The 25,389-nt window shown below is 69.5% G+C and carries 22 protein-coding genes; 7 read left to right on the plus strand and 15 right to left on the minus strand.

The genetic code is table 11. From position 1 onward, the window contains the following. Positions 1-217: 217 nt before the first annotated feature. Together VFA06_RS14745 and VFA06_RS14750 are read right to left on the minus strand one after the other, a co-directional pair. Positions 218-3,616 carry a glucodextranase DOMON-like domain-containing protein gene (locus VFA06_RS14745; RefSeq protein ID WP_324841122.1) on the minus strand — a complete coding sequence of 1,133 codons (3,399 nt, stop codon included), beginning with the start codon at positions 3,614-3,616 and terminating at the stop codon, positions 218-220. Between the two features lie 239 nt (positions 3,617-3,855). Next, positions 3,856-5,067, minus strand: coding sequence for an amidohydrolase (locus VFA06_RS14750; protein WP_324841123.1), 1,212 nt, complete (start codon positions 5,065-5,067; stop codon positions 3,856-3,858). A 195-nt stretch (positions 5,068-5,262) separates the two neighbouring features. On the opposite strand from VFA06_RS14750, the gene VFA06_RS14755 reads away from it, so the two are divergent. Further along, positions 5,263-7,518, plus strand: coding sequence for a HelD family protein (locus tag VFA06_RS14755; protein ID WP_324841124.1), 2,256 nt, complete (start codon positions 5,263-5,265; stop codon positions 7,516-7,518). Between the two features lie 21 nt (positions 7,519-7,539). Here the strand turns inward: VFA06_RS14755 and VFA06_RS14760 are convergent, their stop codons facing one another. Then, positions 7,540-8,259 carry a copper homeostasis protein CutC gene (locus VFA06_RS14760; RefSeq protein ID WP_324841125.1) on the minus strand — a complete coding sequence of 240 codons (720 nt, stop codon included), beginning with the start codon at positions 8,257-8,259 and terminating at the stop codon, positions 7,540-7,542. 219 nt (positions 8,260-8,478) lie between these two features. On the opposite strand from VFA06_RS14760, the gene VFA06_RS14765 reads away from it, so the two are divergent. Continuing rightward, positions 8,479-9,441 carry a hypothetical protein gene (locus VFA06_RS14765; RefSeq protein ID WP_324841126.1) on the plus strand — a complete coding sequence of 321 codons (963 nt, stop codon included), beginning with the start codon at positions 8,479-8,481 and terminating at the stop codon, positions 9,439-9,441. Here the strand turns inward: VFA06_RS14765 and VFA06_RS14770 are convergent. Beyond that, complete coding sequence (locus tag VFA06_RS14770) at positions 9,425-10,438, minus strand: sucrase ferredoxin (protein WP_324841127.1); 1,014 nt, start codon at positions 10,436-10,438, stop codon at positions 9,425-9,427. The genes VFA06_RS14765 and VFA06_RS14770 overlap by 17 nt on opposite strands. A 261-nt stretch (positions 10,439-10,699) precedes the next feature. On the opposite strand from VFA06_RS14770, the gene VFA06_RS25925 reads away from it, so the two are divergent. Beyond that, complete coding sequence (locus VFA06_RS25925) at positions 10,700-11,083, plus strand: cold-shock protein (RefSeq protein WP_349260188.1); 384 nt, start codon at positions 10,700-10,702, stop codon at positions 11,081-11,083. Positions 11,084-11,125: 42 nt separating this feature from the next. On the opposite strand, the gene VFA06_RS14780 is transcribed toward VFA06_RS25925, so the two are convergent. Genes VFA06_RS14780 through VFA06_RS14790 form a run of 3 tightly spaced genes read right to left on the minus strand, consistent with a single transcriptional unit; the run spans position 11,126 to position 13,976 of the window. Beyond that, positions 11,126-11,980 carry a 1,4-dihydroxy-6-naphthoate synthase gene (locus tag VFA06_RS14780; protein ID WP_324841128.1) on the minus strand — a complete coding sequence of 285 codons (855 nt, stop codon included), beginning with the start codon at positions 11,978-11,980 and terminating at the stop codon, positions 11,126-11,128. Then, positions 11,977-12,651: a futalosine hydrolase gene (locus tag VFA06_RS14785; protein ID WP_324841129.1), complete on the minus strand. Its 675-nt coding sequence runs from the start codon at positions 12,649-12,651 to the stop codon at positions 11,977-11,979. Before VFA06_RS14785 ends, VFA06_RS14780 begins: the two co-directional genes overlap by 4 nt. Positions 12,652-12,671: 20 nt before the next feature. Next, positions 12,672-13,976: an MFS transporter gene (locus VFA06_RS14790; protein ID WP_324841130.1), complete on the minus strand. Its 1,305-nt coding sequence runs from the start codon at positions 13,974-13,976 to the stop codon at positions 12,672-12,674. Between the two features lie 557 nt (positions 13,977-14,533). Between VFA06_RS14790 and VFA06_RS14795 the strand changes: the two genes are divergently transcribed. Further along, positions 14,534-15,466: a DUF3027 domain-containing protein gene (locus VFA06_RS14795; RefSeq protein WP_414639896.1), complete on the plus strand. Its 933-nt coding sequence runs from the start codon at positions 14,534-14,536 to the stop codon at positions 15,464-15,466. A 408-nt stretch (positions 15,467-15,874) separates the two neighbouring features. On the opposite strand, the gene VFA06_RS14800 is transcribed toward VFA06_RS14795, so the two are convergent. Further along, a complete protein-coding gene (locus VFA06_RS14800; RefSeq protein ID WP_324841132.1) occupies positions 15,875-16,084 on the minus strand; it encodes a DUF2530 domain-containing protein in 210 nt (69 codons plus the stop codon). Positions 16,085-16,358: 274 nt separating this feature from the next. Between VFA06_RS14800 and VFA06_RS14805 the strand changes: the two genes are divergently transcribed. Then, positions 16,359-17,705, plus strand: coding sequence for an NCS2 family permease (locus VFA06_RS14805; protein WP_324841133.1), 1,347 nt, complete (start codon positions 16,359-16,361; stop codon positions 17,703-17,705). Next, positions 17,620-19,116, plus strand: coding sequence for a recombinase family protein (locus VFA06_RS14810; RefSeq protein WP_324841134.1), 1,497 nt, complete (start codon positions 17,620-17,622; stop codon positions 19,114-19,116). The genes VFA06_RS14805 and VFA06_RS14810 overlap by 86 nt, the downstream gene beginning before the upstream one ends. A gap of 54 nt (positions 19,117-19,170) precedes the next feature. Here the strand turns inward: VFA06_RS14810 and VFA06_RS14815 are convergent, their stop codons facing one another. The 7 genes from VFA06_RS14815 to VFA06_RS14845 all read right to left on the minus strand — a co-directional run bounded on the left by VFA06_RS14815 (position 19,171) and on the right by VFA06_RS14845 (position 24,961). Next, positions 19,171-19,356: a hypothetical protein gene (locus tag VFA06_RS14815; protein ID WP_324841135.1), complete on the minus strand. Its 186-nt coding sequence runs from the start codon at positions 19,354-19,356 to the stop codon at positions 19,171-19,173. Then, on the minus strand, positions 19,353-20,891 hold the full coding sequence (locus VFA06_RS14820) for a replication initiator (protein WP_324841136.1): 1,539 nt from the start codon (positions 20,889-20,891) through the stop codon (positions 19,353-19,355). Before VFA06_RS14820 ends, VFA06_RS14815 begins: the two co-directional genes overlap by 4 nt. 495 nt (positions 20,892-21,386) lie before the next feature. Further along, on the minus strand, positions 21,387-22,361 hold the full coding sequence (locus VFA06_RS14825; protein WP_324841137.1) for a hypothetical protein: 975 nt from the start codon (positions 22,359-22,361) through the stop codon (positions 21,387-21,389). Positions 22,362-22,804: 443 nt separating this feature from the next. Then, positions 22,805-22,987, minus strand: coding sequence for a hypothetical protein (locus tag VFA06_RS14830; protein WP_324841138.1), 183 nt, complete (start codon positions 22,985-22,987; stop codon positions 22,805-22,807). Then, entirely contained in the window at positions 22,978-24,315 is a 1,338-nt protein-coding gene (locus tag VFA06_RS14835; RefSeq protein ID WP_324841139.1) for an FtsK/SpoIIIE domain-containing protein, read from the minus strand. The genes VFA06_RS14830 and VFA06_RS14835 overlap by 10 nt, the downstream gene beginning before the upstream one ends. Next, positions 24,312-24,557, minus strand: a complete 246-nt coding sequence (locus VFA06_RS14840; RefSeq protein ID WP_324841140.1) for a hypothetical protein — start codon at positions 24,555-24,557, stop codon at positions 24,312-24,314. The genes VFA06_RS14835 and VFA06_RS14840 overlap by 4 nt, the downstream gene beginning before the upstream one ends. Continuing rightward, complete coding sequence (locus VFA06_RS14845) at positions 24,554-24,961, minus strand: hypothetical protein (RefSeq protein WP_324841141.1); 408 nt, start codon at positions 24,959-24,961, stop codon at positions 24,554-24,556. Before VFA06_RS14845 ends, VFA06_RS14840 begins: the two co-directional genes overlap by 4 nt. A 224-nt stretch (positions 24,962-25,185) precedes the next feature. Between VFA06_RS14845 and VFA06_RS14850 the strand changes: the two genes are divergently transcribed. Then, positions 25,186-25,389 (plus strand): GntR family transcriptional regulator (locus VFA06_RS14850; RefSeq protein ID WP_324841142.1); only part of this gene is annotated, 204 nt, incomplete at its 3' end.

The raw sequence follows: 25,389 nt of genomic DNA on the forward strand, positions 1-25,389 counted from the left end.
CAACGAAACGATCCAGCCAAGCGCCAACCCGCCTCACGACCCCCGTCTCCGGCCCCCGCGACCAGGGCCGGAGACGGGTTGTTTTCCGGGTCTTCCGCTCGTTCCGCCGCGCGACGATCCGGCCGCGGCAGGCGCGACGACAGCGCCGCACGAAACAGGTCCCCGGCTCCGTTGCGACGGAGCCGGGGACCTGGCTGTGTCCGCTCGGGAGACCGGCCTACGGGGCCGTCACGCCGTGCAGGACTACCGGACCGAGCGTCGGGTCGAGCTCAGTGGCCTGAGACACGCCGCTCGGAGTGATCGTGTCCATCACCTTCGGCACGGTGGCCGGGTCCACCGCGCAGATCGGGGACGTGCCGCCGGGTGCGCACACGCCGAACGCGTAAGGCTGCGCCGTAGCGGAGAAGGCCCGGGCCTGGTCTGCGCTGAAGCCGTCCTGACCGGTCAGCGCCAGGGTGAAGGTCCAGCCGGAGCCCGGCGTGCCGAACTGCGCCTGCGGCAGCGCGATGGTGATCGTGTTGGACACCGTGGAGGCGACCACCGCGGTCGGCGTGCCGACCTGGTTGCCGCTCGGGTCGACCCACACCGGCGAGGCGAAGCCCTGCACCTCGATGCGCTGGCTCCACGCGTCCGACGCCGCGATCGTGTAGTTGCGCTGCGGGAACGCGGCCGCGGTGGACGTGCTCGTCGCGCCGGGGGCGTGGACGTACACGTCGAGCAGCTGCGCGCCCATCACGTTGCCGAAGGTCGGGGTCAGCTTGTTCAGCGTGGTGCGCAGGTAGACCGTGCCGTTAGCGGTGATCACCTGGAACCTGGTCAGGTCGAACGAGCCCGCGCTGAACGAGGACGAGGTCGGGTACTGATACGTGCCCGGCCCGTTGTCGTCGCCGGTCGGATCGGTGAGATCGAGCACCGTCGTTCCGCCGACGACGTCGCCGACCACGGCGGTCTGCGCGTAGCCGGTGGCGCCTGCCTTCGTGGTGGCCGCGACCGTGATGATGTTTGTGCCGAAGCCGACGGCCGCGGTAGCGGAGAACGCGCCGGAGGAATCAGCAGTCGTCGTCGCCGTGGTCGCGGCCGCGCCGGTGTCCGTGTCGTCAGACGCGATGACGACCGACGCACCGGGAGCGGTCGTGCCGGTGACCGTCGTGCTGCCGCCCTCGATCGTGGACCCCGAGGCCGGAGCGGTGATCGCGACCGAGACCGCGCCAGGGGCGCCGTGCGCGACGTAGCGCGCGGTCGTGATCTGCGGCCGGTCCACGGTCTGATGCGTTCCGAGGTCCACGATCAGCCGCAGCTCCTGCGCCTGCGCCCAGGTCAGCGGGGACGCGGATCCGGCCGGGTGGCCGTTGTCGAAGCCGATCGAGGCCGTGGTCGGGTCGCTGCCGAACGGCGCGGCCGGCAGGTTCGGGTCCTCCCAGACCTGCTCGGGGACGAGACCGACCCCGGAGGCTGATTTGATCATGAAGGAGAGCAGCGCGGACGCGCCCGCGGGGTCGCCCTCGGCCAGGTCCGATTCGGCCCGCTCGCCGGAGAGCACGGGCCACAGGTGCCCGGTCCCCACGTCGGTGGTCGGCCACGGCTCGCCGTTGACCGTGCACGAGGTCTGGCTGTCGACCGTCGAGCAGTCGCCGTAGCCGTCCGCGCTGCCCGCGCTCGCCGCGTTGCCGTAGCGGTAGTAGCCGGTGCCGGTGGACGTGGTGACCGAGATCTGCTTGTCCAGCACCGAGAGCGAGTTGCGGAAGGTCGAGTCGGTCGGCGACAGCTCGCCGAGGCGCACCAGCTCCTGGAACCCGCCGTCGATCACCGTGCGCTGATCCAGCGTCGGGCCGCCGTTGCCGAGGTTGTAGGTGATCGCTGCGTTCGGGTCACCGGACTTGGAGAGGCGGATGAAGTACGGGTTGGCACTGTCAGGCCCGCTCGTGGTGACGGTCCAATTCTTGATGTTGCGCTGGAAGTCGTCGGCGGTGGCCTGGTAGAGGGCCGCGTCGGCGGTGTCGCCGTGGTGCTTGGCGATCGCGGCGGCGGCGGTCAGGCCGGCGATCTCGGCCGCGATCGTCGAGACCGAATACCCGGACTGCTCCTCCCAGCGTTCCACGCCGAAGGTCGGGCCGTGCGCGACCAGGAAGTCCGCGGCCGGCTTGATGTGCTGCGACCACAGCGTCGCGTCGCCGCCGAGTCCGGACAGGTAGGCCATCAAGATCGGGTACGCGGTCTCGTCCAGCTGGTCGCCGCCCGTGTCCGGCGCGGACTGCCCGTTGACGAGCGAGTTACGCGGCAGTTCGCCGTTCGGTCGCTGCTGCTTGGTCAGCAGGAAGCGGGTCGCCGCGCGCGCGGTGGCCACGTCTCCGTCCGCGAGCAGGCCGGTGAACGCCTCGTACAGGTCACGCGCGAACACCTCGCGGTACGAGCCGAAGTAGACCGCCTTGCCGTTCACCAAGGCGCCCGCGTTCACCGCCTGGCCCCACGGAGAGGCGAGCGACGCGACGACCGCGCCGGGGAAGGTCTTGTCCTCGCTGGCCTTGAGCACGTTGGCGTCGAGCCAGTACGTCTTGCGGACCGTGTCGCTGCTGATCCCTTGCACGGAGTGCGGCGCGGGGTTGAGCGAGGCGTCGTAGTCGCGCCACGAGTCGGTGTACGCGGCCAGGAGGGCGCCGAAGGGGGCGCGCAGCGACTTCGAGGCGGTGCTCACCGCATCGGCCTGCGTGCGGCCGAAGCCGAGGGAGAGGGTGAAGTCGCGGCTACGGGTCCATCCGCCGGTTCGCGGCGTGACGTCCTCGGTGGCCACGATGTGGCCGTTGGGCGCGGAGGAGGCCGGGGAGAGCGCGTGCGCGGTGTCGAGCTGCGTGAGGCCGTCGCTGGCCGTGCCCGCGTAACCGACTGACGCCGCGCCGAGCGAGCTGGCGGTCAGCGCCATGAAGGTGGGGACCGCGTACGTCCGGTTCGCGGCCTCGCTGACCGTGGAGGTGTCATAGACGACCGGAACTCCGCTCGCCGCATCCACGACGCCGGTGTCCGCGCCCGCGTTGTCGGTGCCACCGCCGCCGTTGCCGTTGACGTGCGCATCGACGCGCGCGAAGACGTGCAGCCTGCTCACGTCCGTGTTAGTGCCTGAGGCCGGCGCGAGCCTGGTGTTCATCAGAACGCTGTCGCGCTGCGGGTCGGTCAGGTAGGTGGTGGTCAGCTGGTAGCCGTGCTTGGCATCGGTCGAGGTGACCGTGCAGACCATGCCGGTCGCGTCCGATTGCACGGTGTACGTCATGTCGCGGGTCTGCAGGTCCGTGAACGAGGAGCCGTCGGTGACGACGTACTGCAGGGTGCTGATGTTCGTGTTGTCGATGGTCGGCTCGTACACGTCGGAGAGCACCCCGCCCGCGACCGTGTACCAGACCTTTGACGTGGTGTTGCGCGCGGTGCCGAGGCAGTCCTTGCGCGCGAGGTCGAAGTAGGAGGGCGCGCCGGGCGCTCCGGCTGCGGTTCCTGAAGCTGCGATGCCTGAGGCGCTGCTGCCGGTGGCTGGGGCCGTGCTCGCGTAGGCGGCGCCCCCGGCCGTGAAAACGGCGAAGGCGGCGGCTGACGCGAGCGCAGCCGACCGCCTTCCGGATGGTCGTGTCATCGTTGACCTCGTGGTGACAGACGGAATGTTCCGCGCTGTCGTCGACAGCGCGGTGAGCGCCCGGGTCAGGGTCCGCCGATCCGCCGCTGGATCAGTCCACCCCGCCTGCCCGCCGGCCCGACACAGCCAGGTCACGGCACCGCTATGCCGTGACGCCAGCCCGCCTGTCGTGTCGCAACCGCCTTGCAGCACTTACATAACCGAGCGCGTTTGCACACTGCCCGCCACCCGCTGGTGTGTCAAGGGCGAGCGAACACACCCTCGGCTGCCGCATAGTCGTAGGTGTAGATCTCCCGCCCATCGACGTACGCGCGCTCGACCCGCTGCATCACGTCCAGCGGATCGCCGGACCAGACGCACAGATCCGCGTCCTTGCCCACGGCCAGCGAACCGAGCCGGTCGTCGATGCCGAGGATGCGTGCCGGATTGATGGTCAGCGCACGCAGCGCCGTCTCCCGGTCCAGGCCCTCCTTGACTGCGAGCGTGGCCTGGTGCACCAGGAAGTTGATGGGCACGACCGGGTGATCGGTGGTGATCGCGATGGTCACGCCCGCGCGGGCCAGCCGGCCTGGGTTCGCCAGCGAGCGGTTGCGCAGCTCGACTTTGGAGCGCGAGGTGAACAAGGGGCCGATGATCACCGGGACGCCGCGCGCCGCCAGCTTGTCCGCGACCAGGTGCGCCTCGGTGCCGTGGTCGATGACGAGCTCGTACCCGAATTCGTCGGCGATGCGCAGCGCGGTGGCGATGTCGTCGGCCCGGTGCACGTGCTGGCGCCACGGGATCTCCCGGCGCAGCACCCGGCCGATCGCCTCCAGCTTGAGGTTGCGCTCCACCGGCTTGCGTTCCTCGGCCGGCTTTGCCGCCTCCGACTCGATCTTGGCCAGGTAGTTCTGCGCCTCGACGAACGCGCCGCGGATCACCGCCGCCGTGCCCAGCCGCGTCGACGGCGTCTGCTTCTTGTCCCCGTAGACCCGCTTGGGGTTTTCGCCGAGCGCCGACTTGATTCCGGCCGGCTCGCGCAGCAGCCGGTCGTCGACCGTCCCGCCCCAGCTCTTGAGCGCGACCGTCTGCCCGCCGATCGGGTTGCCCGAACCGGGGTTGACGTTGACCGCGAGGACGCCGCCGATGATCGCGTCGCGCCAGCCCTGCTCGTCCGGGTTGATCGCGTCGAGGGCGCGCACGTGCGCGGTCACCGGGTCGGTCATCTCGTTGGTGTCGTTGCCGGCCCAGCCCTCTCCCTCCTCGTGCACGCCGAGGTGGCCGTGTGCCTCGATGAAGCCGGGCAGCACCCACTTGCCGGCGGCGTCCACGATCTCGGCGCCCTCCGGCACCGCCACTTCACTGCCGCCGAGGGCGCTGATCCTGCCGTCCTCGATCAGCAGGGTCCCGGCCTCGATCGGCTCGGTGTCGACCGGCACGATCCGGCCGCCGACGATCGCGGTCACCGACATGGTTCCTCCCGTGGGTAATGACTCAGCCGGTCTTCCGGCAGTGACAAATTATCGGTTGGACGGCTGGCACGCGCTGGTATATGTTGTCCGCCTTCCCAGCACATGTACGGCGCGCGACCATCACCGCGCCGAGACCTCTGCGCTCCGGTGAATACACATTTCTTCCTTCTGACCTGTGTACTGCTTGGAGCCTCTGTGCCTTCTTCGACCGCGCCCGCTTCCGCGGCGCCTTCCTCCATCGACGATCCCGTCATCCGCGCCGAACGCGCGCACTTGGCCGCCTCTCGGGCCGCGCTGCGTACCATGCGTGAGGAGACCCTCGCGCTCAAGGCTCAGGGCGGCAACGCCGTCTCGACCGAGGTGCTGCACCAGGCCATCCAGGCCCGCGCGGCCGCGCTGCTCGATCACCCGGACGTACCGCTGTTCTTCGGCCGGCTGGACTACTCGGCGGTCTTGCCGAGTGAGTACCGCGGCGAGCACTACTACATCGGCCGGCGCCACGTGCACGACGCGGTCGGCGACCCGATGGTCATCGACTGGCGCGCTCCGGTGTCGGTCGCCTTCTACCGGGCCAGCGCCAAGGACCCCTACGGCCTGGCCTTGCGCCGCCGCTTCGGATTCTCCGGCGGCGAACTGACCGCGTACGAGGACGAACCGCTGGACGGCACAGCCGCAGCCGCCGCGGCTCAGGGCGCCGCGTCTTCGGGAAGCAGGATTCTGACCGCGGAGATCGAGCGTCCGCGCGTCGGCCCCATGCGCGACATCGTGGCGACCATCCAGCCCGAGCAGGACGAGATCGTCCGCGCCGACCTGGCCGAGTCAGTCTGCGTACAAGGCGCCCCGGGCACCGGAAAGACCGCCGTCGGCCTGCACCGCGTCGCCTTCCTGCTTTACACGCACCGCGAACGGCTGAAACGCGGCGGCGCGTTGGTGGTCGGGCCGAACCGGCAGTTCCTCAAGTACATCGAGCAGGTGCTGCCCGCGCTCGGCGAGGTCGACGTGGCGCAGGCGACCGTGGAAGAGCTCGTATCCAAGAGCTTTGCGCAGCGCTTCACCGTGCGCGGCACGGACAGCGCCGAGACGGCCCGCATCAAGGGCGACGCGCGCATGGCAGAGGTCTTGCATCGTGCGCTGTGGTCCAGCCTGCGTGCGCCGACCGAGGCGCTGGTCGTGCCGCGCGGTGTACGCAAGTGGCGCGTCCCGGCGTATGAAGTGCAGGAGCACATCGACGCGATCCGCGAGCGCAATGTCCGCTACGCCGCGGGGCGGGCGATGCTGGCGCAGCGGATCGCGCACGCCGTGCTGACTCGGATGGAGGCGGCGGGGGAGTCGCCGGACGACCGGGTGCAGGACGCGGTGGCCCGCTCGCGGCCGGTGAAGCAGCTCGTCGATCAGCTCTGGCCCGCGGTCGATCCGATCAAGCTGCTGTTCGCGCTGCTCTCCTCGTCGCAGCGGCTCGCCGAGGCGGCTGGCGGCCTGCTCAGCGACGAAGAACAGGCGCTGATCTGCTGGGAACGAGCAGGCGGGAAGGTGCCGCGCACGCCGGGCGCCGCGCGCTGGACGCCCGCGGACGCCGTCCTGCTCGACGAACTCGCCGACCAGCTCGACCGGGTCCACTCGCTGGCCCACGTAGTGCTCGACGAGGCGCAGGACCTCTCGCCGATGCAGTGCCGGGCGGTCGGCCGCCGCTGCGCCACCGGCTCGGCGACCGTCCTCGGCGACGTGGCGCAGGCGACGACAGCGTGGGCCGCCGGGTCGTGGGAGGAGACGCTGCTGCATCTCGGCAAGCCGGAGGCGGTGCGGGAGGAGCTGACGCAGGGCTTCCGGGTGCCGCGGCAGGTGATCGAGTACGCGGCTCGCCTGCTGCCCTACGCCGCGCCGCAGCTGGCCCCGCCGACCTCGGTGCGGCAGGCGGCGGGTGCGCTCGACCTGGTGGCCGTCGCCGATGTGCCCGCCGCGACGGTGAAGGCCGCCGCGAGTGCGCTGGAGCGCGAGGGCTCGATCGGCATCATCGCGGCGGACGCCTCGATCGACGTGCTCGCGAAAACCTTGACGGAGAACGGAATCGGGCACGCGGTGCTCGGCGCCGACGATGACGTGCCCGACAGCGGCGCGCCGGACGGCGACATGTCCGACGGCGGCGTGTCCGACGGCGGTGCGTCCAACGGCGGCATGTCCGACGGCGGTGCGTCCTCCGGTGCCGAGTTGGCCGCCGACGAATCGCCGCTTGAGCAGACCGCTACGGCGCCTCGCATCTCACTGGTGCCGGCGAGTCTCGCGAAGGGCCTCGAGTACGACCAGGTGATCGTCGCCGAGCCGGCGGACATCGTCGAGGCCGAATACGCCGAGGTGCTCGGCCTGCGCCGCCTCTACGTGGTGCTGACCCGCGCCGTCAGCGCGCTCACCGTGCTGCACGCCCGGCCGCTTCCGCCCCAGCTCGCCGAACGCTAGGGCGCGACTCGCGCAGTCCGGTTACGCGACCGGCTCGCTCAGCGGTGCGTCCAATGCCGCGCGCCAGGTCTTGACCAGCTCCACGTCTACCGGACCGTTCCAGTCGCCGGAGAACCGCGCGGCGGTACCGATGTGGAAGCCGGTCAGGCCGGCCGTGCGCAGCGCCGCCACGTCCGTCAGCTTCAGCCCGCCGCCGACCAGCAGGTTCAACCCGTTCGGATCGGCGGCCTCGCGGGCCGCCTCCGCCGCGAGGATGTCGATGCCCTGCGCCGCCGGGAACGGGCCACCCGAGGTCAGCACCGTGTCGAGGCCGGGAAGCCGGCGGATCGCCGCGTACACCGCGTCCCGGTCCGCAGCCTTGTCGATCGCCTTGTGGAACGTCCAGGGCGCGCCTTCCAGCGCCTCGAGCACCGTTTCCAGCGCCGCCAGATCCACCGCGCCGTTCGGGTCCAGCCAGCCCATCACGAACTCGTCCGCCCCCTCTTCGCGCAGCTGCTTGGCCGAGGTAGCCAGTGCGCTGACCGAGCCGGGACCGCCGGTCAGGAATCCGTCGCGTAAACGGATCATGACGCGTAACGGAACGTTTACCGCGGATCGGATCGAGCTGAACGCCTCCAGGGAAGGATTAAATCCGGAGAACTGCATGGAGCTCACCAGTTCCAGCCGGTCAGCGCCGCCGTCCACGGCCATTCGCGCGTCGGTTGCGTCCAGGGCGATGACTTCGAGCAGCGCTTTCGACATGCCGCCAGCCTGCCATAGGGGCGTTCGAAGCAGCGAACAGGGGGCGCAGGGCTGAGGCCGTACGCGCGAGGGCGCCCCGGGGCGCGCTACACGCGCCGGTGCACCGTCCGTCTAGGCTGGGAATATATATCAGGACTGAGAGCCCAGGACTGAGCACGACAGGACCGCGAGCACGCAGGGCCCAGGGGCCCGGGAACCCGAGACCGGAGAGAGGCCGAATTGCGCGGGGCACCGACCAGGAGTGCGAAGATCCAGCCCGAACAGCGGCTGTTCGGGTATCTGAGCGAGGTGGCGAACGAGGCTTCCGGCAAGCTGTCCCCAGCCGCCCGCACCAGGCTCGTCGAGTCCCTGCGCAACACCATCGAACAGGAACGCGCGCGCCGCGGCCCCGACCTGGCCACGCTCGACGGCATCCTGCGCCGGATCGGCGACCCGGTCACCCTCGTGGACAGCGAGGTCCAGCGCGATCCCGACTACCAGGCCAGGCTCAGCGCCCGGCTGGCCCGGGCCACCGACGGCCCGCAGGTGCCGATCACCGACGACCTGGCCGAGCTGCTCGCCCCGCCGTCCTCGTCCGGTCCCGACGTGCCCTTGGGGACCGGCGGGCGCGCGAGTGTCGACGGTCCGGAGGTGTGCCTCGACCCCGATCCGTTCGCGCCGGACCACTCGGTGGAGACGGTCGGCGGGCTCGCCGCGGTATCCGCGCCCAGTTCCACGCCCGCGACGGCCACGACCATGACCATGGTCCTGCCGGACTTCGGCGAGGCCGGCGACCCGGAGCTGGCCTACTCGCCGGTGCGGGCGCGGGTGCGTTCGGCGTGGCTGCAAGGCCCGAAGGCGCGTCCGTGGGAGGCGCTGGCCATAGCGGTGTTCCTGGTCGGCGCGGTCCTCGGGCAGTGGGTCGTGCTGCTGGTCGCCGCGCTCGTCGCCTGTACGTCGCGGTACTTCACGCCGGTGGAGAAGTGGTTCCTCGTCGTGGGTGTCCCGGTCGCGACCGGGCTGGTCTACGCGTTCGGGTTCTGGCTGCACCAGCACGGCTTCTGGGGCGGAACCGCGGTGAACACCTCGGACCTGTTGTCCGGCGCAGCCTCCTTCTTCGGCACCCTGCCGAGGATCGCCGCGCTGCTGGCCGCGCTGTTCTTGGGCTGGCGGCTGGCCCGGGGCATCACGCGCCAGCTGTGACCATGCGTGCGCCGGCCGGGTCCGCCAACGGCCCGGCGATCCCGAGCAGCCGGTAACCGGTCGGCGTCTCGACGGTACCCGCACTGCACGAAGTCAGTCGCGGACATGTGGCCTCATGGCGCGCCAGCGTAACCGTGTGCGCCCCCAGGCCGGTGACGTCGAACCGCACCCGGTGGACGCGGTACGCCGCGCTGGCTGACTGATCCTCAGCTGCGGTATCTGAGCCATGCGCCTCGCCGTCATCGTCACGCTGGTCGACGTACCGCACGGCGCTTTCTTCCACCGCCCCGAGCGCGCGCCGTAACAGGCACTCTGCCGCCTGCGCCGCCGCAGGAAGCCCGGCGCTGCCCCGGAACCGGTCTAGCGCCACCCGATCGCTCAAGGCGGCCTCGGCGACGCGAACCGCGTCGTCCGGGTCCAACCGGCCGTAGTACGCACCGGTCGGCAGCACAACGAGGTTCGCGGCGAAGCGGTCACCACCCACATGTGTCGTCTCCCACACCACAGGCCCAAAGCGCGCGGCCAGCGCCCGAGCCACCGGCCCGCCGAACTTCGCGCAACACACCTCGCGCCGGCCGTGCGTGCAGACCAGCAGCGCCGTATCGACCGGGGTGCCGAAGCCCGGCGGCGACGATCGGGCGATGCGAGCCGGATCCAGTTCACCCAGCGCCTGAGGGTCCGTCAGAGTGCGCCGTTCAAGCCATCTGTGGCCGGGCGCGCCGCCGCCGACCATCACGGTCGGCGCGCCGATCTGACGTCCCGTCCGATCCGGCCGCCGGATCAGCTGCGTGCGCACGCCGTGTTCGAGGGCGTGGTCGGCGAACCGGGCGATCGGCACGGGCACGTCTTGAGGCAGACCAAAGGCCGGCCACGGCCCCGGATGCTCGATGAGCAGCCATCCGACGGCGGCGGTCGGCGCCGTGCCGATCAGCGGCTCGCCGAGCTGGCGGCAGATCGCGGCGCAGCCGGCGTAGTCGGCCCGTTCGCGTTGCAGCACTGCGTGACCGCCCCGTGATGGATTGTTACTTAGGGTGGCCTTACTCTAGTAGGGGAACGACCGGACGGGCTGTCTCGTTGGTCCGATCGAGAACCGACGAGTTCGGTAACGTGCGTGGGTAACCATGGTGACCGTCGGTTGATCGCCAGCTAGCCTTAACTCATCAGGGTGACGCGAATCGGAACGGCGCCACCCGGTCGACCGCGCCTGGCGCGGGCTCTGCAAGCACTCCAGCGACGACAAGACGGATGAGGTAGTCCCGTGCCAACCGGCAAGGTGAAGTGGTACAACGCCGACAAGGGTTACGGATTCATCACGCGCGATGACGGCGGCGATGTCCACGTCCACTCCTCGGCTCTGCCCGCCGGGACGACCGCGCTCAAGCCGGGCCAGCGGGTGGAGTTCGGAGTAGCCGAGGGCCGCCGCGGCGAGAGCGCGCTGAACCTGCACCTGCTGGACGCCAGGCCGTCCGTCGCCGCCGCGACCCGCAAACCGGCCGATGAGCTCGTCGTCATCGTCGAGGACGTGATCAAGGTGCTCGACCACACCTCGAACACGCTGCGCCGCGGCAAGTACCCGGACCGGGAGGCGGCCCAGAAGGTGGCCAAGCTGCTGCGCGCCGTCGCCGATCAGCTGGACGCCTAGGCCCTGGTTGGAGAGTCTCGCCTGGGACGCGCCGCCGGGGCATCAGGCGAGCTCTAACACCGTGCCCTCAGGCAGCGTGTCGCCGAGCAGCCGGCGCACGGCCGCGTAGCCCTCGGGTCCGAGGTCGCGGGTGAATTCGTTCACGTAGAGCGCGATGTGCGCCTTCGCGACCTCGGGGTCGAGTTCCTGCGCCTGCTCCATCACGTAGTCGCGGGACGCCTCGGGGTTCGCGAAGGCGTAGTCCACGCTCGCCCGCACGACCCGGCTGATCTCGGCGATCCGCTCCGGGCCGAGCGCGCGGCGGGCCACGATCGCGCCGAGCGGGATCGGCGCGCCGGTCACGCTCTCCCACCAGTCGCCGAGGTCCGCGAGGCGGCGCAGGCCGAAGTCCGGATAGGTGAAGCGCGCCTCGTGGATCACGAGCCCCGCGTCTACGAGCCCGTCGCGCACCGCCGGCATGATCTCGTGAAAGGGCAGCACCCGGATCTCGCCGAGGCCGCCGACGCCGCCGGTGACCTGATCCTGCGCCCAACGCTGGAAGAGCAGGTAAGCGGTCGACTTGAGGCTCGGCACCGCCACGGTCTTACCGGCCAGATCGGGGCCGGAAGACTCGTCGTCCGCGCCGCCGGGGCCGGTGAGCACCAGCGGCCCGCAGCCGCGCCCGAGGGCCCCGCCGCACGGGAGCAGCACGTACTCATCGAGCGCCTCGGGCAGCGCAGCATACGAGATCTTCATCACATCAAGGCCACCCTCGCGGACCAGGTTGTTGGTCACGTCGATGTCGGCGTGTGTGACCTCGATGCGCGGCGCACCCTCGATCAGGCCATGCGACCAGGCATGGAAGACGAACGTGTCATTCGGGCACGGCGAGTACGCGATGCTCAGCGTCTCAGTCACCCCAGAAGTCCTTCCACGATCGGCACTGCCGCCGCGGTCAGCGTGCTCAGTGCCTCGCCGATCCGCCAGGCCGAGCGGTCACGCGGACCGACCAGGTTCGAAGCCGCCCGGACCTCGGCGACCGGCAGAGCGAACTGCGCGGCGGCCACCGCCACACCGTAACCCTCCATGGCCTCGCCTACTGCGGCCGGGTAACGCGTACGCAGCCAGGCCGCGCGCTCCGCTGTGCCTGTACCGGTGCTCACTGTCAGCATGTCGCCGCGTACCGCATCGCGTCCGCCAACGGCCTTGAGCCCGTCTAGCGCCAACGAATCGATCACTGTCGTACCGAACCCGAGCTCTTCCACGGACTGGAAGCCCTCGGGACCATCCGCGCCGAGATCCGCCGCGATGATCCGCTCCGCGATCAACAAATCCCCGAGCCCGCCCGACTCCGGGAACACGCCCCCGATCCCCGCGCTGACCACGAGGTCGAACGGCTCGCGCGCTAGCGCCACCGCCGTCGCCGCCGCGGCCACGGCCGCCGTCACGCCGCCAACCAGCAGCGTGACCGACGCGCGACGTTCCTCCGGCAACTCCACCAAGCCCCGCTCGAACGCGTCTCGCTCGGCCTCGACTGCTGTGACGATCAGGCAGCGTTTAGTGCGATTCGGCTTTATCGGTGCAGGCATACCGCGGTCGGGTCTCACCCTCAGGACGCTACCTCAGACACTCCCGGCTGCCACCGCAGGTCGTATAGCGCCTTGGTGGTCAAGAGCGCCATGACGCTCAGCCCGACCGCGCCAAGGCTCAGGCCGAGCACGCCGTTGGAGGGCAGCGCGAGCCCGAGCGCGCCGCCGAGCACCCACGCGAGCTGCAGCAGCGTCTCCGAGCGCGCGAACGCCGACGTACGCACCCGTTCCAGCGTGTCGCGTTGCAGCAACGCGTCCAGCGAGAGCTTCGAAAGCGACGGGGCCATGCCGGTCACCGCGCCCAGGACCAGCACCATCGGCAGGCCGTAGAAGAACGCGGCGATGATCGACGTCACCGACGCGAGCGCCAGTGAGGCGGTGATGATGGTCTCCGGGGCCCCGGACCGCAGCAGCTTGCCGAGCACCGAGCCGAGCGCGCTGCCGACGAACACCGCCGCCGCGAAGATGCCGACCGCGGTCAGATCCTTGAGCCCGCCGAGCGGGTGACGGCGCACCAGGAACGCGATGAAGAGGCTGAGGAAGCCGGAGAAGGCCCGCAGCGTCGCGTTGGCGCGCAGCGCGAGTACCACCGAGGGGCCGACCGAGCGCAGCCGCCGGTCGGGCATCGATTCGGCGAGCGTGGCGTCCGGGCCGCGATCCCGCTTGCGCAGCTGCGCCTTCACCTCGCCCTCATTCGAGTCGACGATCTTGGGCAGCCGGATCGCCAGCCAGGTGCCCAGGAAGAACACCAGCGCGGCGAAGCTCAGCGTCCAGGCCGGGCCGATGGCACCGAGGCCAAGGCCGATCGGGGTGGCGATGATCGTGGCCGCCAGCGCGGTCATGGAGATCCGCGAATTGGCCCGCACCAGCGTCGTTCCCTGCGGCAGCACGCGCGGGATGACCGCCGCCCTGCTAACGCCGTACGCCTTGGACGCGGCCAGGCACCCGAACGCGGCCGGGTAGAGCGCCAGCCCGCCACCGCTGATCGTCTTGGCCATCACGAGGCACAGCAGCGCGCGGATCAGCGCCGTCACCGCCATCGCGAAGCGCCGGCCGCCGCGCAGCCGGTCCAGCAGCGGCCCGATCAGCGGCGCCAGCAGCGTGAACGGAACCATGGTGATCAGCAGATAAAGCGCGACCTTCGAGCGCGCCTCGGTCGGCTGCACCGAGAAGAACAGCGAGTTGGCGAGCGCGAGCGTGACCAGGATGTCGCCGGCGCCGATGACGGCGCCCATCTCCAGCACATGCGCAAGTCCGGACTCGCCAGCACCCTCAGCATGCGTAACGCGCTGGATGCGTCCATAGACCGCGTCGGCAGCGTCCAACCCGCGTCCGGCCGAGCGCCGGAACGCACGCACACCGCGGTGAACCGGATCCTCCGGATCGGGCGCCCCCACGCGCGTGGAATCCAGGCCCGGGGTGACGACCGTCGGATCATCCGGCGTGGCGAAGGAAGCTGTCGGTGCGTCAGGCGATGAGGTCGGCGTGAGTCGTTCGGTCAACTGCGCCGCAAGTGTCGGGTCAACCGGCTGTGTGACGTCGTGAGACCCGGCTGTTCCTGCCGACCCCCTTCTTTCCTCACTCGCCTGCGTGGAAGATTCATTCACCGGCTGCGTGCGCGACCAACGCTCATCGGGTCGACGCGTAATCAGTGGCTTGTTGACCCTTATGCCAACAGACTCAGACGCGGCGGCTCGAATGTTCGGATCTTGTGTACCGGCACCCTGCTCCGGCAGCGTCAGACGCTCGGTCGGTGCCTCAGCGTCCGGCTGCCCCTCCCCATAGCCGCGAGGGTCCCGCCTACCAATGCTCACCTACCTATCCTCGCGCGTCATCGCCTTTGTTGTCTCGTGTCCGCCAGAGGCATCCCGGAACGACTAACATCGACCCCGTGAGCGCGACGACCAGGACCAGGCCGAGCCGTACCCCCGTGCTGGACCAGGCATGCGCCGAGGCGGTCGATCTCGCCTTCGCCGCCGCCGAGGACGTGGCCGGCATCGGCCGGGTCGGTGAACACCAGGGCGTGACCGCCGAGGGCGAGCGCACGGTGACGCACTACTTCGCGGCCCAGGAGCGCGGCTATGCAGGCTGGCGCTGGGCCGTCACCGTGACCCGCGCCGCGCGCTCGAAGCAGGTGACCGTCGACGAGACCGTGCTGCTGCCCGGCGAAGGCGCGATCCTGGCCCCGCGCTGGCTGCCGTGGAGCGAGCGGATCCAGCCTGGCGACATCGGCGTCGGCGATCTGCTGCCGACCGCGGCCGACGACGTGCGCCTCGAGCCCGGCTACACCGGCGCGGACGACACGGAGCCGAAGCCGCTGCGCGACGCGCCGCCGATCCCCGCGGGCGACGCCGACCCGGACTGGCCGCAGCGCGACAGCCTGCCGCTGATCGCCTTCGAGCTCGGCCTCGGCCGCGCGCGGGTGCTGTCCCTGACGGGCCGCCAGATGGCCGCCGACCGGTGGAGCGAGTCCTTCGGCGCGGCCGCCCCGATCGCCCAGGCCGCCCCGGCGAGCTGCGCCAGCTGCGGCTTCCTCACCGCCCTGCGCGGCACGCTGAGCCAGGCCTTCGGCGTCTGCGCGAACGAGTACTCCCCGGCCGACGGCCACGTCGTCGCGCTGGACTTCGGCTGTGGCGGCCACTCGGAGGCCGCCGTCGTGCCCGACGCGGCCGAACTCGGCGAGCCGATCGTGGACGAGTACGCGGTGGACCAGGTCCAGCTGCACCCGACCGGATCGGTGCACGCGGACGGGGCCGGCGAGCAGAGCGAGGACGCGGAGTTCACCGACGAGGAAGCCGAACTCGGCCACTCCTGAGGAGAACGGTCCGCGCTGACGGGAACAGCCCGACTTCACTGATTCACTGACGGGATAGGCCGCCCCGGCCGACGCTGCCTCCTGCGGCCGTCCACCACCCACGACTGGCGTGACCTGCTGCTGCGCGGCCACCAGTCGTGCGCCGCTCTATTCAGCTGCCTATCTGCCGTGGATCGGGTCGTACCAACCCACGCCGTTGCAGACCGCGCATTCGCGCAGGGCCACCGTCTCCAAAACGCGCGTCGACCGTACGCCGGCGCCGCGGAGCAACCCGAAAGTCACAATGGTGCGGCCCTGCCCGTCGCAGTCTGGGCACAGTGCCATCATGGCGCCCGTCCTTGGACTGCTCGCTGCGGAGCGTGGTGATTCCACACCACACAGTATATGGATGTTGGTGCAGTCGGGCGACTACTGTGCGTTGACTTTGGACATCCTTTGCTGACGGCGGCGGCAGTACACCAGGCCGACCAGGCCAAGCAGTGCCCCCGAAAGGGCGATCCACGGCCAGCGTCCGTGTCCTGAACGCTCCAACGAGCTGCGTAGCGCGAGCAGCACGACGAAGGCCACCGCGAACAGTGCGGTACCGATGGCGACGATGAGTACGTCGTTGGTCTCCATCGGCTCAATCTCGACACGCCCCGCGGCAGCGCTGGCGGCGTCTGCGTCTGCGCGTTCCGAATCGGCACGCTGCGTTAATGCATCGCCGATTCCGTCATCCTCGGATTGCCCGTTCCGAGGCGGATCCGATGCCATTTCTTGATCACGGGGAACAGTCACGGTAATCAGCCTATGGAACCCTGGCCCCGGCCGTACACCAACCCGTGCGCGTGCACGCCGACCACCCACAGCTGGACGCCCCAGACTGCTCGACGACACAAAGGGATTGCTGCCGATGTCCACGACGCTCGACGCTCCGCCCGGCTCCTCACCCGGCAACGTGCTGGACCGTTACTTCCGCCTGAGCGAGCGCGGCACCTCGGTGGTGCGCGAAGTGCGCGGCGGGATCGCCACCTTCTTCGCCCTGGCCTACATCGTGGTGCTCAACCCGATCATCCTGGCCAGCGGCAAGGACCTATACGGGCACACCCTCAACCTCGGCCAGCTCACCGCCGCCACGGCGGTCGTCGCCGGGGTGATGACGCTGATCATGGGCATCGGCGGAAACCTGCCGCTGGCCATCGCCGCCGGGCTCGGGCTCAACGGCGTGGTCGCGTTCACCATCGCGCCCACGATGTCCTGGCAGGACGCGATGGGCCTGGTGGTGCTCGAAGGCCTCGGCATCTGCCTGCTCGTCGTCACCGGCCTGCGCAAGCTGATCATGGACGCCATCCCGGTGCCGATGAAGAAGGCGATCGGCGTCGGCATCGGCCTGTTCATCGCGCTGATCGGCCTGGTCGACGCCGGCTTCGTCACCCGCATCCCGGACGCCGCGCAGTCCACGGTGCCCGTCCAGCTCGGCAACAACGGCGAGCTGACCGGCTGGCCGATCCTGGTCTTCTGCGTCGGCGTGCTGGTGACCTTCGTGCTGCTGGTGCGGCGGATGCCCGGAGCGATCCTGATCTCCATCGTCGGCACCACGATCCTCGCGATCATCATCAACTACGCGGCGCACCTCAAGGCGGCGGACTGGGGCCTGATCCAGCCGAAGTGGCCGCACTCCGTGGTCTCCACGCCGGACTTCGGCCTGATCGGCCACGTCTCGCTGTTCGGCGGCTTCGTCCACGCCGGCGTGGTCACCGCGGTCGTGTTCATCTTCACCCTGATCCTCTCCGACTTCTTCGACGCGATGGGCACGATCGTCGGCGTCACCTCCGAGGCGGGCCTGCTCGACGAACAGGGCAACGTGCCCAACATCGGCCGGGTCCTGTTCATCGACGGCCTCGCGGCGGCCGCCGGAGGCCTCGGCTCGGCCAGCTCCAACACGACCTTCGTCGAGTCCGCGGCCGGCGTCGGCGAGGGCGCCCGCACCGGCCTCGCCTCGATCGTGACCGGCATCCTGCTCGGCCTGACCTCGTTCCTCACCCCGCTGGCCACGGTCGTCCCCCAGCAGGCCGCGGCCCCCGCGCTGGTGGTCGTCGGCTTCCTGATGATGACTCAAGTCATAGCTTGTTGGTACCCTAGTATCTATGGGGACGAACTTGCACACCGAGACCATGACCGCAGATCAGCAGCGGCTTTCCGACCGAGCGCGAGCCGTGGCGCGCGCCCACGGTTCACGCTCCGGCAAGCACTCGCGTAGGGACTGGACGGGTGAGCCGGGCGCGATCTATTGCCGGATCTCGCACGTCAACGACGAGGACCAAACGGGGGTGGACCGTCAGGAGCGCATCTGCGCCGAGGTGGCGCAGCGCTTGGGTTTGGTGATCTCTCCGGATCACGTGTTTGTGGACAACAACCGGTCCGCGTGGAAGCGCAACCGCAAACGTCCCGGTTGGGACAAGTTGCTTGAAGCGGCGAAGGCCGGAGAGATCCAGCACATTCTGTGCTACCACCCCGACCGGCTGATGAGGCAGCCGCATGACCTTGAAGAGCTGTTGCAGATTGCCGACGAGCGGGAGATCAATCTTCACGGCCAGGCCAACCAGCGCGATCTGAGCGACCCGGACGACCGGTTTTTCCTGCGGATCGAGGTAGCGCACGCGTGCCGTTCCTCCGACGACACCTCACGGCGCATGCTTGACTTCATGGTGGACAAGGCCGCATCAGGCAAGCCGCACACGGGCAAGCGCCGTTTCGGCTACACCGCAGACGGTATGGAAATCGTCGAGGATGAGGCGAAGATCGTTAAGGAGATCTTCACTCGGTACCTGAACGGTGATCTTCCGAACGACATCGCGAAGGATCTCAACGCGCGGGGGATCACGACTGCTCTCGGGAACAAGTGGCATGAGCAGTCGGTTCGTCAGCAGCTTGACAGCCGTCACGTTGCGGGCATCCGCACCTTCCGGGGACAGGAGATAGGACGCGGAGCCTGGCCCGCAATCATCACTGAGGGCATGTTCAAGGAAGTGCAGGAGCGTCGCGCCTACCGCGCCGCCGCTCACAACGCGGCTTTGGTTGACAAGCGGTTCTACCTGTTGCGCGGCATCGTGGTCTGCAAGCGATGCACCACGCACATGTCTGGTTCCAAGGGCAACAGCCCTCAGTACAAGTGCAGTCGTCACCAGCGCAACGACGAGGCGCAGTGCAAGCGCGCGATTGGCGCAAAGAAGCTTGAAGAGTTCGTCATTGACGCGGCCCTGGACCTGTTGGAAAAGCTCAACCCCGAAGGCCGGTTGATCGAGACCATTCCTAGCGACGCGGACGAGGAAGCGATCAAGAAGGACCGCGCCGAGCTTGCCGAGGCCAAGGAGATGTGGCAGGCCGAAGAAATCACGCTGGCGGAGTACCGGCAGATGAAGAAGACGATCGAGCAGCGGATCAAGAAGCACCAGCCGACCACGGTTGCCCGGCCCACCGCCGAAATCCTCAAGGGGTTGACCGGTGCGAACGCGCGGCCCCGGTGGAAGGAGCTTAGAGAGGCGAAGGACTACGCCCGGATGAACGCGGTTCTCCGGTATCTGTTCGCTGAAATTGTCATTGACGAGACGACCGCCGGGCGCGGCGTGTTCGACTACAGCCGCATCAACATCAAGCAGAACAAGCTGTGATCTGAGCCGACGAGCAGGGGCGGTCCGGTAGGTTCCGGGCCGCCCCGCCGCGTGTCACTGCTCTGCCAACCGTTCCCGATCTTCATCCCGTCCGAGCAGTTCCACCAGGCGCTTCGCTCCCGCCGCACTGATCGTCGTATCGAACGAGGCGCACACGCGCCGCAGGTGATAGTCACGGTCCGTTGGATCATGAGTACCCCTCGTCAGCGGCTTGTCAACCTCCGGGGGATCTTCCGTCACGGTTCCCCACCCGGCCCCCGTGGCGCGCGGGTTTGGTCGCGGTCAGCGCCAGGCCGGCGACCGGATGCCGCGCTTACCCGCCCACCCGCCCAGGCGCGCCGGTCCGCGTGTGTCTGCTTCCGCTTGGCGGCTCGCGCAGCGCGCGTCTCGGACGCGATCGCCCGCGCCAACGCAGCTTCACTCGGCGTGTGCCCGACGTGATCGAGCCGCCACACGCTTTCCGTGACCGTCTGCGCCCCGTCATCCGACCCGGCGCGATGGAAGGTCGCCCGAGCCGCGCGCAGCGCCGTGTACGTGGTCGAATATCGCAGGCTCTTGGTCAGAATGTGGCCGCGAAACCCCAGCTGATGTGCCCACGTACGCAACCTGAGATCTTCGTACGGCTCAAGGCCGCCAAGCTCGAACGCGGTACGCATCAGCTGCCGCGCATGCTCCGTCAGGCCCGGCGTCGCGTCGATCTGCCGTTCGCTGCGCAACCGGTGCGGCAACACCAGGCCCGCGATATCGCCTTTCGTCACGTACTTGGCGACATACGCCGCCACCGCCGCATCCGAGAGCCCGTCGAGCGCCGTTCCGGCCCTGATCTCCTGCACATCGAGCCGAGCGCCAAAGGTCAAGACCCGCTCGCCGATGGTCTGTCCAGTGACCCCCGGTACGAGTTTCGATCCAACCTCCGCCCGAACAGCGCCACGCAAGCCGTCGCCAGTGACCCCGAGTACCGGTTTCGGCAGCACCTTGCGCACCCGCGCCACGGCCGCCGCCACCGCATCCCCGAGCATCACCGCAGACGCCCACGACGGGGCGGGATCATCCGGCCCGCCCGGCCCGTCGATCCGCACCACCGCGTGCAGGTGCACCGAGCCCCGCCGCTGGAACTCCACCACCTTCGCGAAGCTCACCCGCGCATGCTCACGCAGCGCCCGCACCGCGATACCCGCCGACTTGGCCAGCTCCCGCCGGGTGTAGATCACTGCGTCATGCCACAGCCGCCCCAGACTGGCGTTCCACAACACCGCGCCCGCGTAGTCGTAGCACTCCGCGCAAAGCGGCACCCCGACGAGCGGATCAGCATCCGCGTGACGCGCCGAACACGAAAGCGCCGCCCCGTGCGCGCACACCCCACCCCCGCGCCGAGGACGACACCGCGCCCCGTCCGCACCGGCCGCACGATGCACCGCCCCGAAGCTCGGAGCCGTCAGCGTCACGAACACCCGAGGGTGCGACACCACATCGACCGGCACACCCTTGCCCCCGGCCAATCCGGAGACAACGATCTGATACGTGTCCCCGTGGTGCAGGAACGCGCACGACAGGCACACGCTCTCGCGCCGGTTGCGGCACCCCACCGCGAAACGCCCATAGGGCTGAGACGCCGAGGTGAACACGTGCAACACGTCACCGGTAGCCGCGTCCCGCGTGATCGTGTGCCCCACCAGATACACCGGAGCCGCGCAGCCACCCAGCCGTTCCATCTGATGTAGCCACGCCGCGAAATCCGGCCCCAGCAGCGCGGCGAACTCACCCGCGTCAATCATCAGGCCCCACCCCCGAGGCCATGATCGTTTAGGGCGGGAGCGGCCACCTTCGGTGACTCAGCATCCCCACCGGGCCGCCACGCCCGACCCGCCCCGATCTCCCGGCCGAAAGCGCGACCGGTCACCACAACAACAAAGCCCGTAGACACAGCTATCCCCTTGCTTCCCCAAGCGGCCCAAAAGGCCGCGCAACGATCACTGGCGGAGCGCGAATCGCCATGGCACCTCCGTATCCGTGGGTTGTCTCTCGTCGATCTAGTCCGGCCGCCGGCCTCGGGGGCACGGCATCCGCCGTGGTCAGTTCAGGCAGACCCCGACGCCGGCCGCCTACGTACCAGCGCCGTTGCGTGAAGGGTGGTCCGGTCCGGCCACCGGAGCCGCGGCCCCAATAGCGGGGGCAGCGGCGCCGGTAACCTCGCGGGAAGACTGCGGCCCCGACCGCGACGCGTTACGTCAAGACCGGGACCGCCCTTACGTCATCCGGAAACGGTCGGCCTAACTCGCGCTGCCGGTGTCCTGAGCGCAGTACGAGTCGCCCGGACTGGCGTACGCCTCCGTAGCGACCCAGTGGCCCACGGCCTTGTCAAAGACCAGCCCGAAGACCAGCAGCTCAGGCTGACCCAGCGGATACGGGTCGATATACGTCGAGCCGCCCCGGAACGCCGTCAGTGCGCTGTCATCAACACACACCCCCGCCTCCCCGGACTGGTCATTGCCCTTGGCCAGACCACCGGCCAGGTTGAAGAACCGCAGCGTCCCCGCCGGAACGATGTTCGCGTTCTTCCACAGCGTCACGGCCGGATCCAGCACCGTGCGGCACTGGTCCGCGCACAGGGTGTCGTAACGCGGGTCAGCGGTGTTGCCTGCCGCCCACGCTTCAGCCCACGCCTTGAGCATCAGCGTGAACGCATCTGCCATCGCCTGACCCTTGGCGTCCTTCGCCTGCACCGAGGGCACTTGCAGCGTCAGGAACGGCGGCAGCGTGACCGCATCCAGCGCGGCCGACCCGCTGTAACCCGGCACGTCGCCGGGAACACTGGTCGGGGGAGCGAACGCCTTCTCAGCCGCCTGAGCCGACGCCATCGCCTGAGCCTGACTCAGGGTCGGCGGAGCCGCAGGCACGCTCAGCGTCGCCGTCGGCGAACCCGAAGGCACCGCGCCCGCCGCGCCGGACGAGGGCGGATCGATCGCCACGTTCGGCCGACCCGCCGCCGTGTTCCCGCTCGCTCCGTGCGAGCTGTGACCGCTGGTGAGCACGAATCCGAGCACCACCGCGCCCACCGTGGCGACGAGCGCCGCGATCGTCACCGCGACCCGCGTACGGTTGCGGTGCTCCTCCGGCTCCGGGGGAGGGGGAGACGGCCGGTCCGGCGGAAGCGAACCGCCGCCGCCCCAGCCACCCGCCACCGTCTCCGGCGGCGACCACGCCGCACCCTGCGGCAGTTGGTAATCCTGGTCCTGTTCGGACATGAGTTGCTACCTCGCATCTTCGTGTGTGGCCCGTTTCGAGCCGTGGAAAGGTCCGAGTTCGGCGCGATGCTGGATGCTGCGTGCGCGCCGGACCCGTCGTTGATCGTTGGGATTGCGCCTTACCTTCGGAGAGAGCCCGCGCCCTGGCATGCGCCGCATTGGGCGACGTACGCGGTGCTCTTCGATAAGCCCCGACCCTGACAGTCGGGACACCTTTGAAGCGGCCGACGCTTGATGCGCCTGTGGCGACGGTCCGGCATGTCAGCCTCCGAGCATTCCCCGGCCGTGGCACACACGACACGTCTTGAAGCCGCGCCACCAAAGCGCCTTGCGCCGCTCGCCCCAGCCCCGGCAGGAGCGGCACACCCGCGCCCGCCGGAAATCGAGCTGCCGACGCTGCTCCGCGAGGACGAGGTGAGCGACCGCCCAGAGATGATCACTCACTAGTGCCCCCCGACCGCGTGGAACACCGAGTCGATCAGGACCCAGATACTCGCCCCGATCCCTGAGGCCCAGAACAGCACCCCGGCCAGGAACAGAATCCACGCCTCCACGGCGGTCACCCGCCGCCCGCGCTCGACCATGAACGCGAGAACCATGAAGATCAGCGCCAGCGTCACGACCATGAGAGATCACCCCTCGTGTAGTCGGGCCGGGTGATGCCCGGCAGATTCGGCGTGAGCGCCGTGTACCGGGCCGCAGCCGCCGACGCCTCTTCCGCCGTGGTGAGCACCGAGCGCACCCGCGACCAGCCGCCCGCGTCATCGGTCGCCACCGCGAACCCCTGATGTCCGGCGGTGAGCTGAAGCGCCACAGTGACCGCTTCGGGCGCGATGTCCCCTAGGGTCATCTCCGCCGTCTCCGCATCCGCGACCCGATGACACACCCGCCCGCCGAGCTGAGCGCGCAGCGCCGTGACACCCGGACCCAGGTCCGAGCCGATGCGCTGACCCGACACGACCAGGTGCACCCCGAGCGAGGCCCCGATCTGCGCCAGCCGCAGCAACGCACTCGCGCACCGGTCCCGCAACGGCTTGTCATCCCGGCTCGACTGGAGATACAGCTCCGCCACCTCGTCGACGAACACGAACACCGGGACCGGTACCACCGGCAGAGACCAGACGTTCTGCACTCTGGCCGCGCGGCAGTCCGCCATCCGCTCCTGCGTCACAGTCAGCAGATCCTCAAGCAGGTCCGCCGCCTCCTTCTTGTCCGTGGCGAGACCCGACAAGCGCGGTCCATAGACCGAGAGCTCAAGCCCGCCCTTCAAATCGATGCCGACCAGCGCGACCGGCAGCGGCGCGAGCGCCACCACCACCGCGTGCAAGAAGGTGGATTTTCCCGAGAGGGTGATCCCGACCACCATCAGGTGCGGCGAGCGCCGGAAGTCCAGCACCCACGCCACGCCGGTTTCCCGGATGCCGACCACCGGGGCCAGCCGCATCTCCTTGGTAGGGCGCTGCGACGGGTCCGGCCGAGGTGGCGGAACGCTGTCATCCCGCACCACCACCCCCGGAATCGGGTCGGAGTGGTACAGCCGCAACTGCACCCAGCGCCGTTGCGGTTTGCTCACCCGCACCGTGTGCACGCGCCAGATCTGTTCCATCGCACCCGCGCAGGCCGCGAACTCCTTCGGCTCCTGACCCGCCAGCATCAGCACCCGAGCCGTCAGGCCGTCGCGCGTGGCCCGCCCGACGATCAACCGGGGGATCGGCGGACGCACCGCCTGAGCCTGCACGCTGTACCCGCCGAACAGCAGCCGGTTCGCCCCAGCCGGGCCGGTCAAGCCCCGCTGCATACACAGCGCCCGCCAATGCCAGTACATCCGCACGACCGTGACCGGGTAGCCGACCGCCAGCCAGTACCACGTAGGGTTGCGCTCCCGCAGGAACGAACCCGCCGCGACCCAGGCCGCCAGCAGCGCCAGCAGCCCCAGCAGGACGTTGCCGATCACTCCAGCACCCCCCGCGCGATCCCGTCCTCATCGGCCGCCAGCTCCAGCGCCTCATACGCATCCGACGTGCGGTCGCGCAGTTCCAAGGCACAGCCGGTCAGCGTGTTGAGCTCCGACCGCCGGTCGCGATCACTGGTCGCCGCCTGAAGGTGCGCGAAGTGCTCGACCACGAGCACGAACTGTGTCCGCACCCGCTCCAACGCTTCCTCGCGCCCCAGGGGTGCGCCCCTGCCGCCGGTCATGAGGCCGCCGCCTTACCCCCGCCCCGACCCGCAGCGGAGGAGTCGGCAGGTGCCGTCGCCGCAGGAGCGGGGGAGGGAGCCGGATCGGCCGCCGTGATCGCCGAGACCGTGTAGTTCTCGCCCGAGCGCCCGTCCACCTCCCATTTACGCTCGTACAGGTCGAACAGCCGCACCGGCTTGCCGATCTCCAGGCCCACCGGCTCACCCGGCACCCGCACGTTGATCACGGACGGTTCGCGCTCGTCCACGAAGCTGACCAGCACGAACACCTCGTACTGCGGCAGACCGCTCGTGCGGTCAGTTCGGATCTCGCCCGTCAGGCGGTCCGCGCGCACCTGCGGCACGGATGCGCAGATGGCGGTAGTGAGCTTGTGCTCACAGATTGGAAGATTTCGGGGACTCATCAGGACATGCCTCCATCACTCGCTATTGCAGCATGCTCTGCAATAGGTAGGTTCTGAAGGTAGCACGCTTTCGCCGATTGCAGCGAGCCTTTATGCTGACCTCATCAACCGGAACCTTTTGTTCCGGTACTAGGAGTACCGGCAACGTGTTGACAAGCTGTCCGGCCGACCACCGGACCCAGACTCACCCGCCCGTCCCCGGCGGGTTAGAGGGAGGCTGAAGGATGGCCTTTGACCCCGCGACCCGCACCGAGCGCCCTTTGCCCGAGCGGATCGCCCGGCAGCTACGCGCCGAGATCGACCGGGGCACCTACCCCGCAGGCGTCTACCTGCCCAGTGAGAAGACCCTCGCCGAAACCTTCGGCGTGGCCGTCAACATGCTGCGCCAAGGACTTTCCATCCTCGGCGCGGAAGGATGGGTCACCCCC

Origin of the sequence: Actinocrinis sp., from assembly GCF_035653575.1 — a bacterium.
In the GTDB taxonomy this organism is placed as follows: domain Bacteria; phylum Actinomycetota; class Actinomycetes; order Streptomycetales; family Catenulisporaceae; genus Actinocrinis.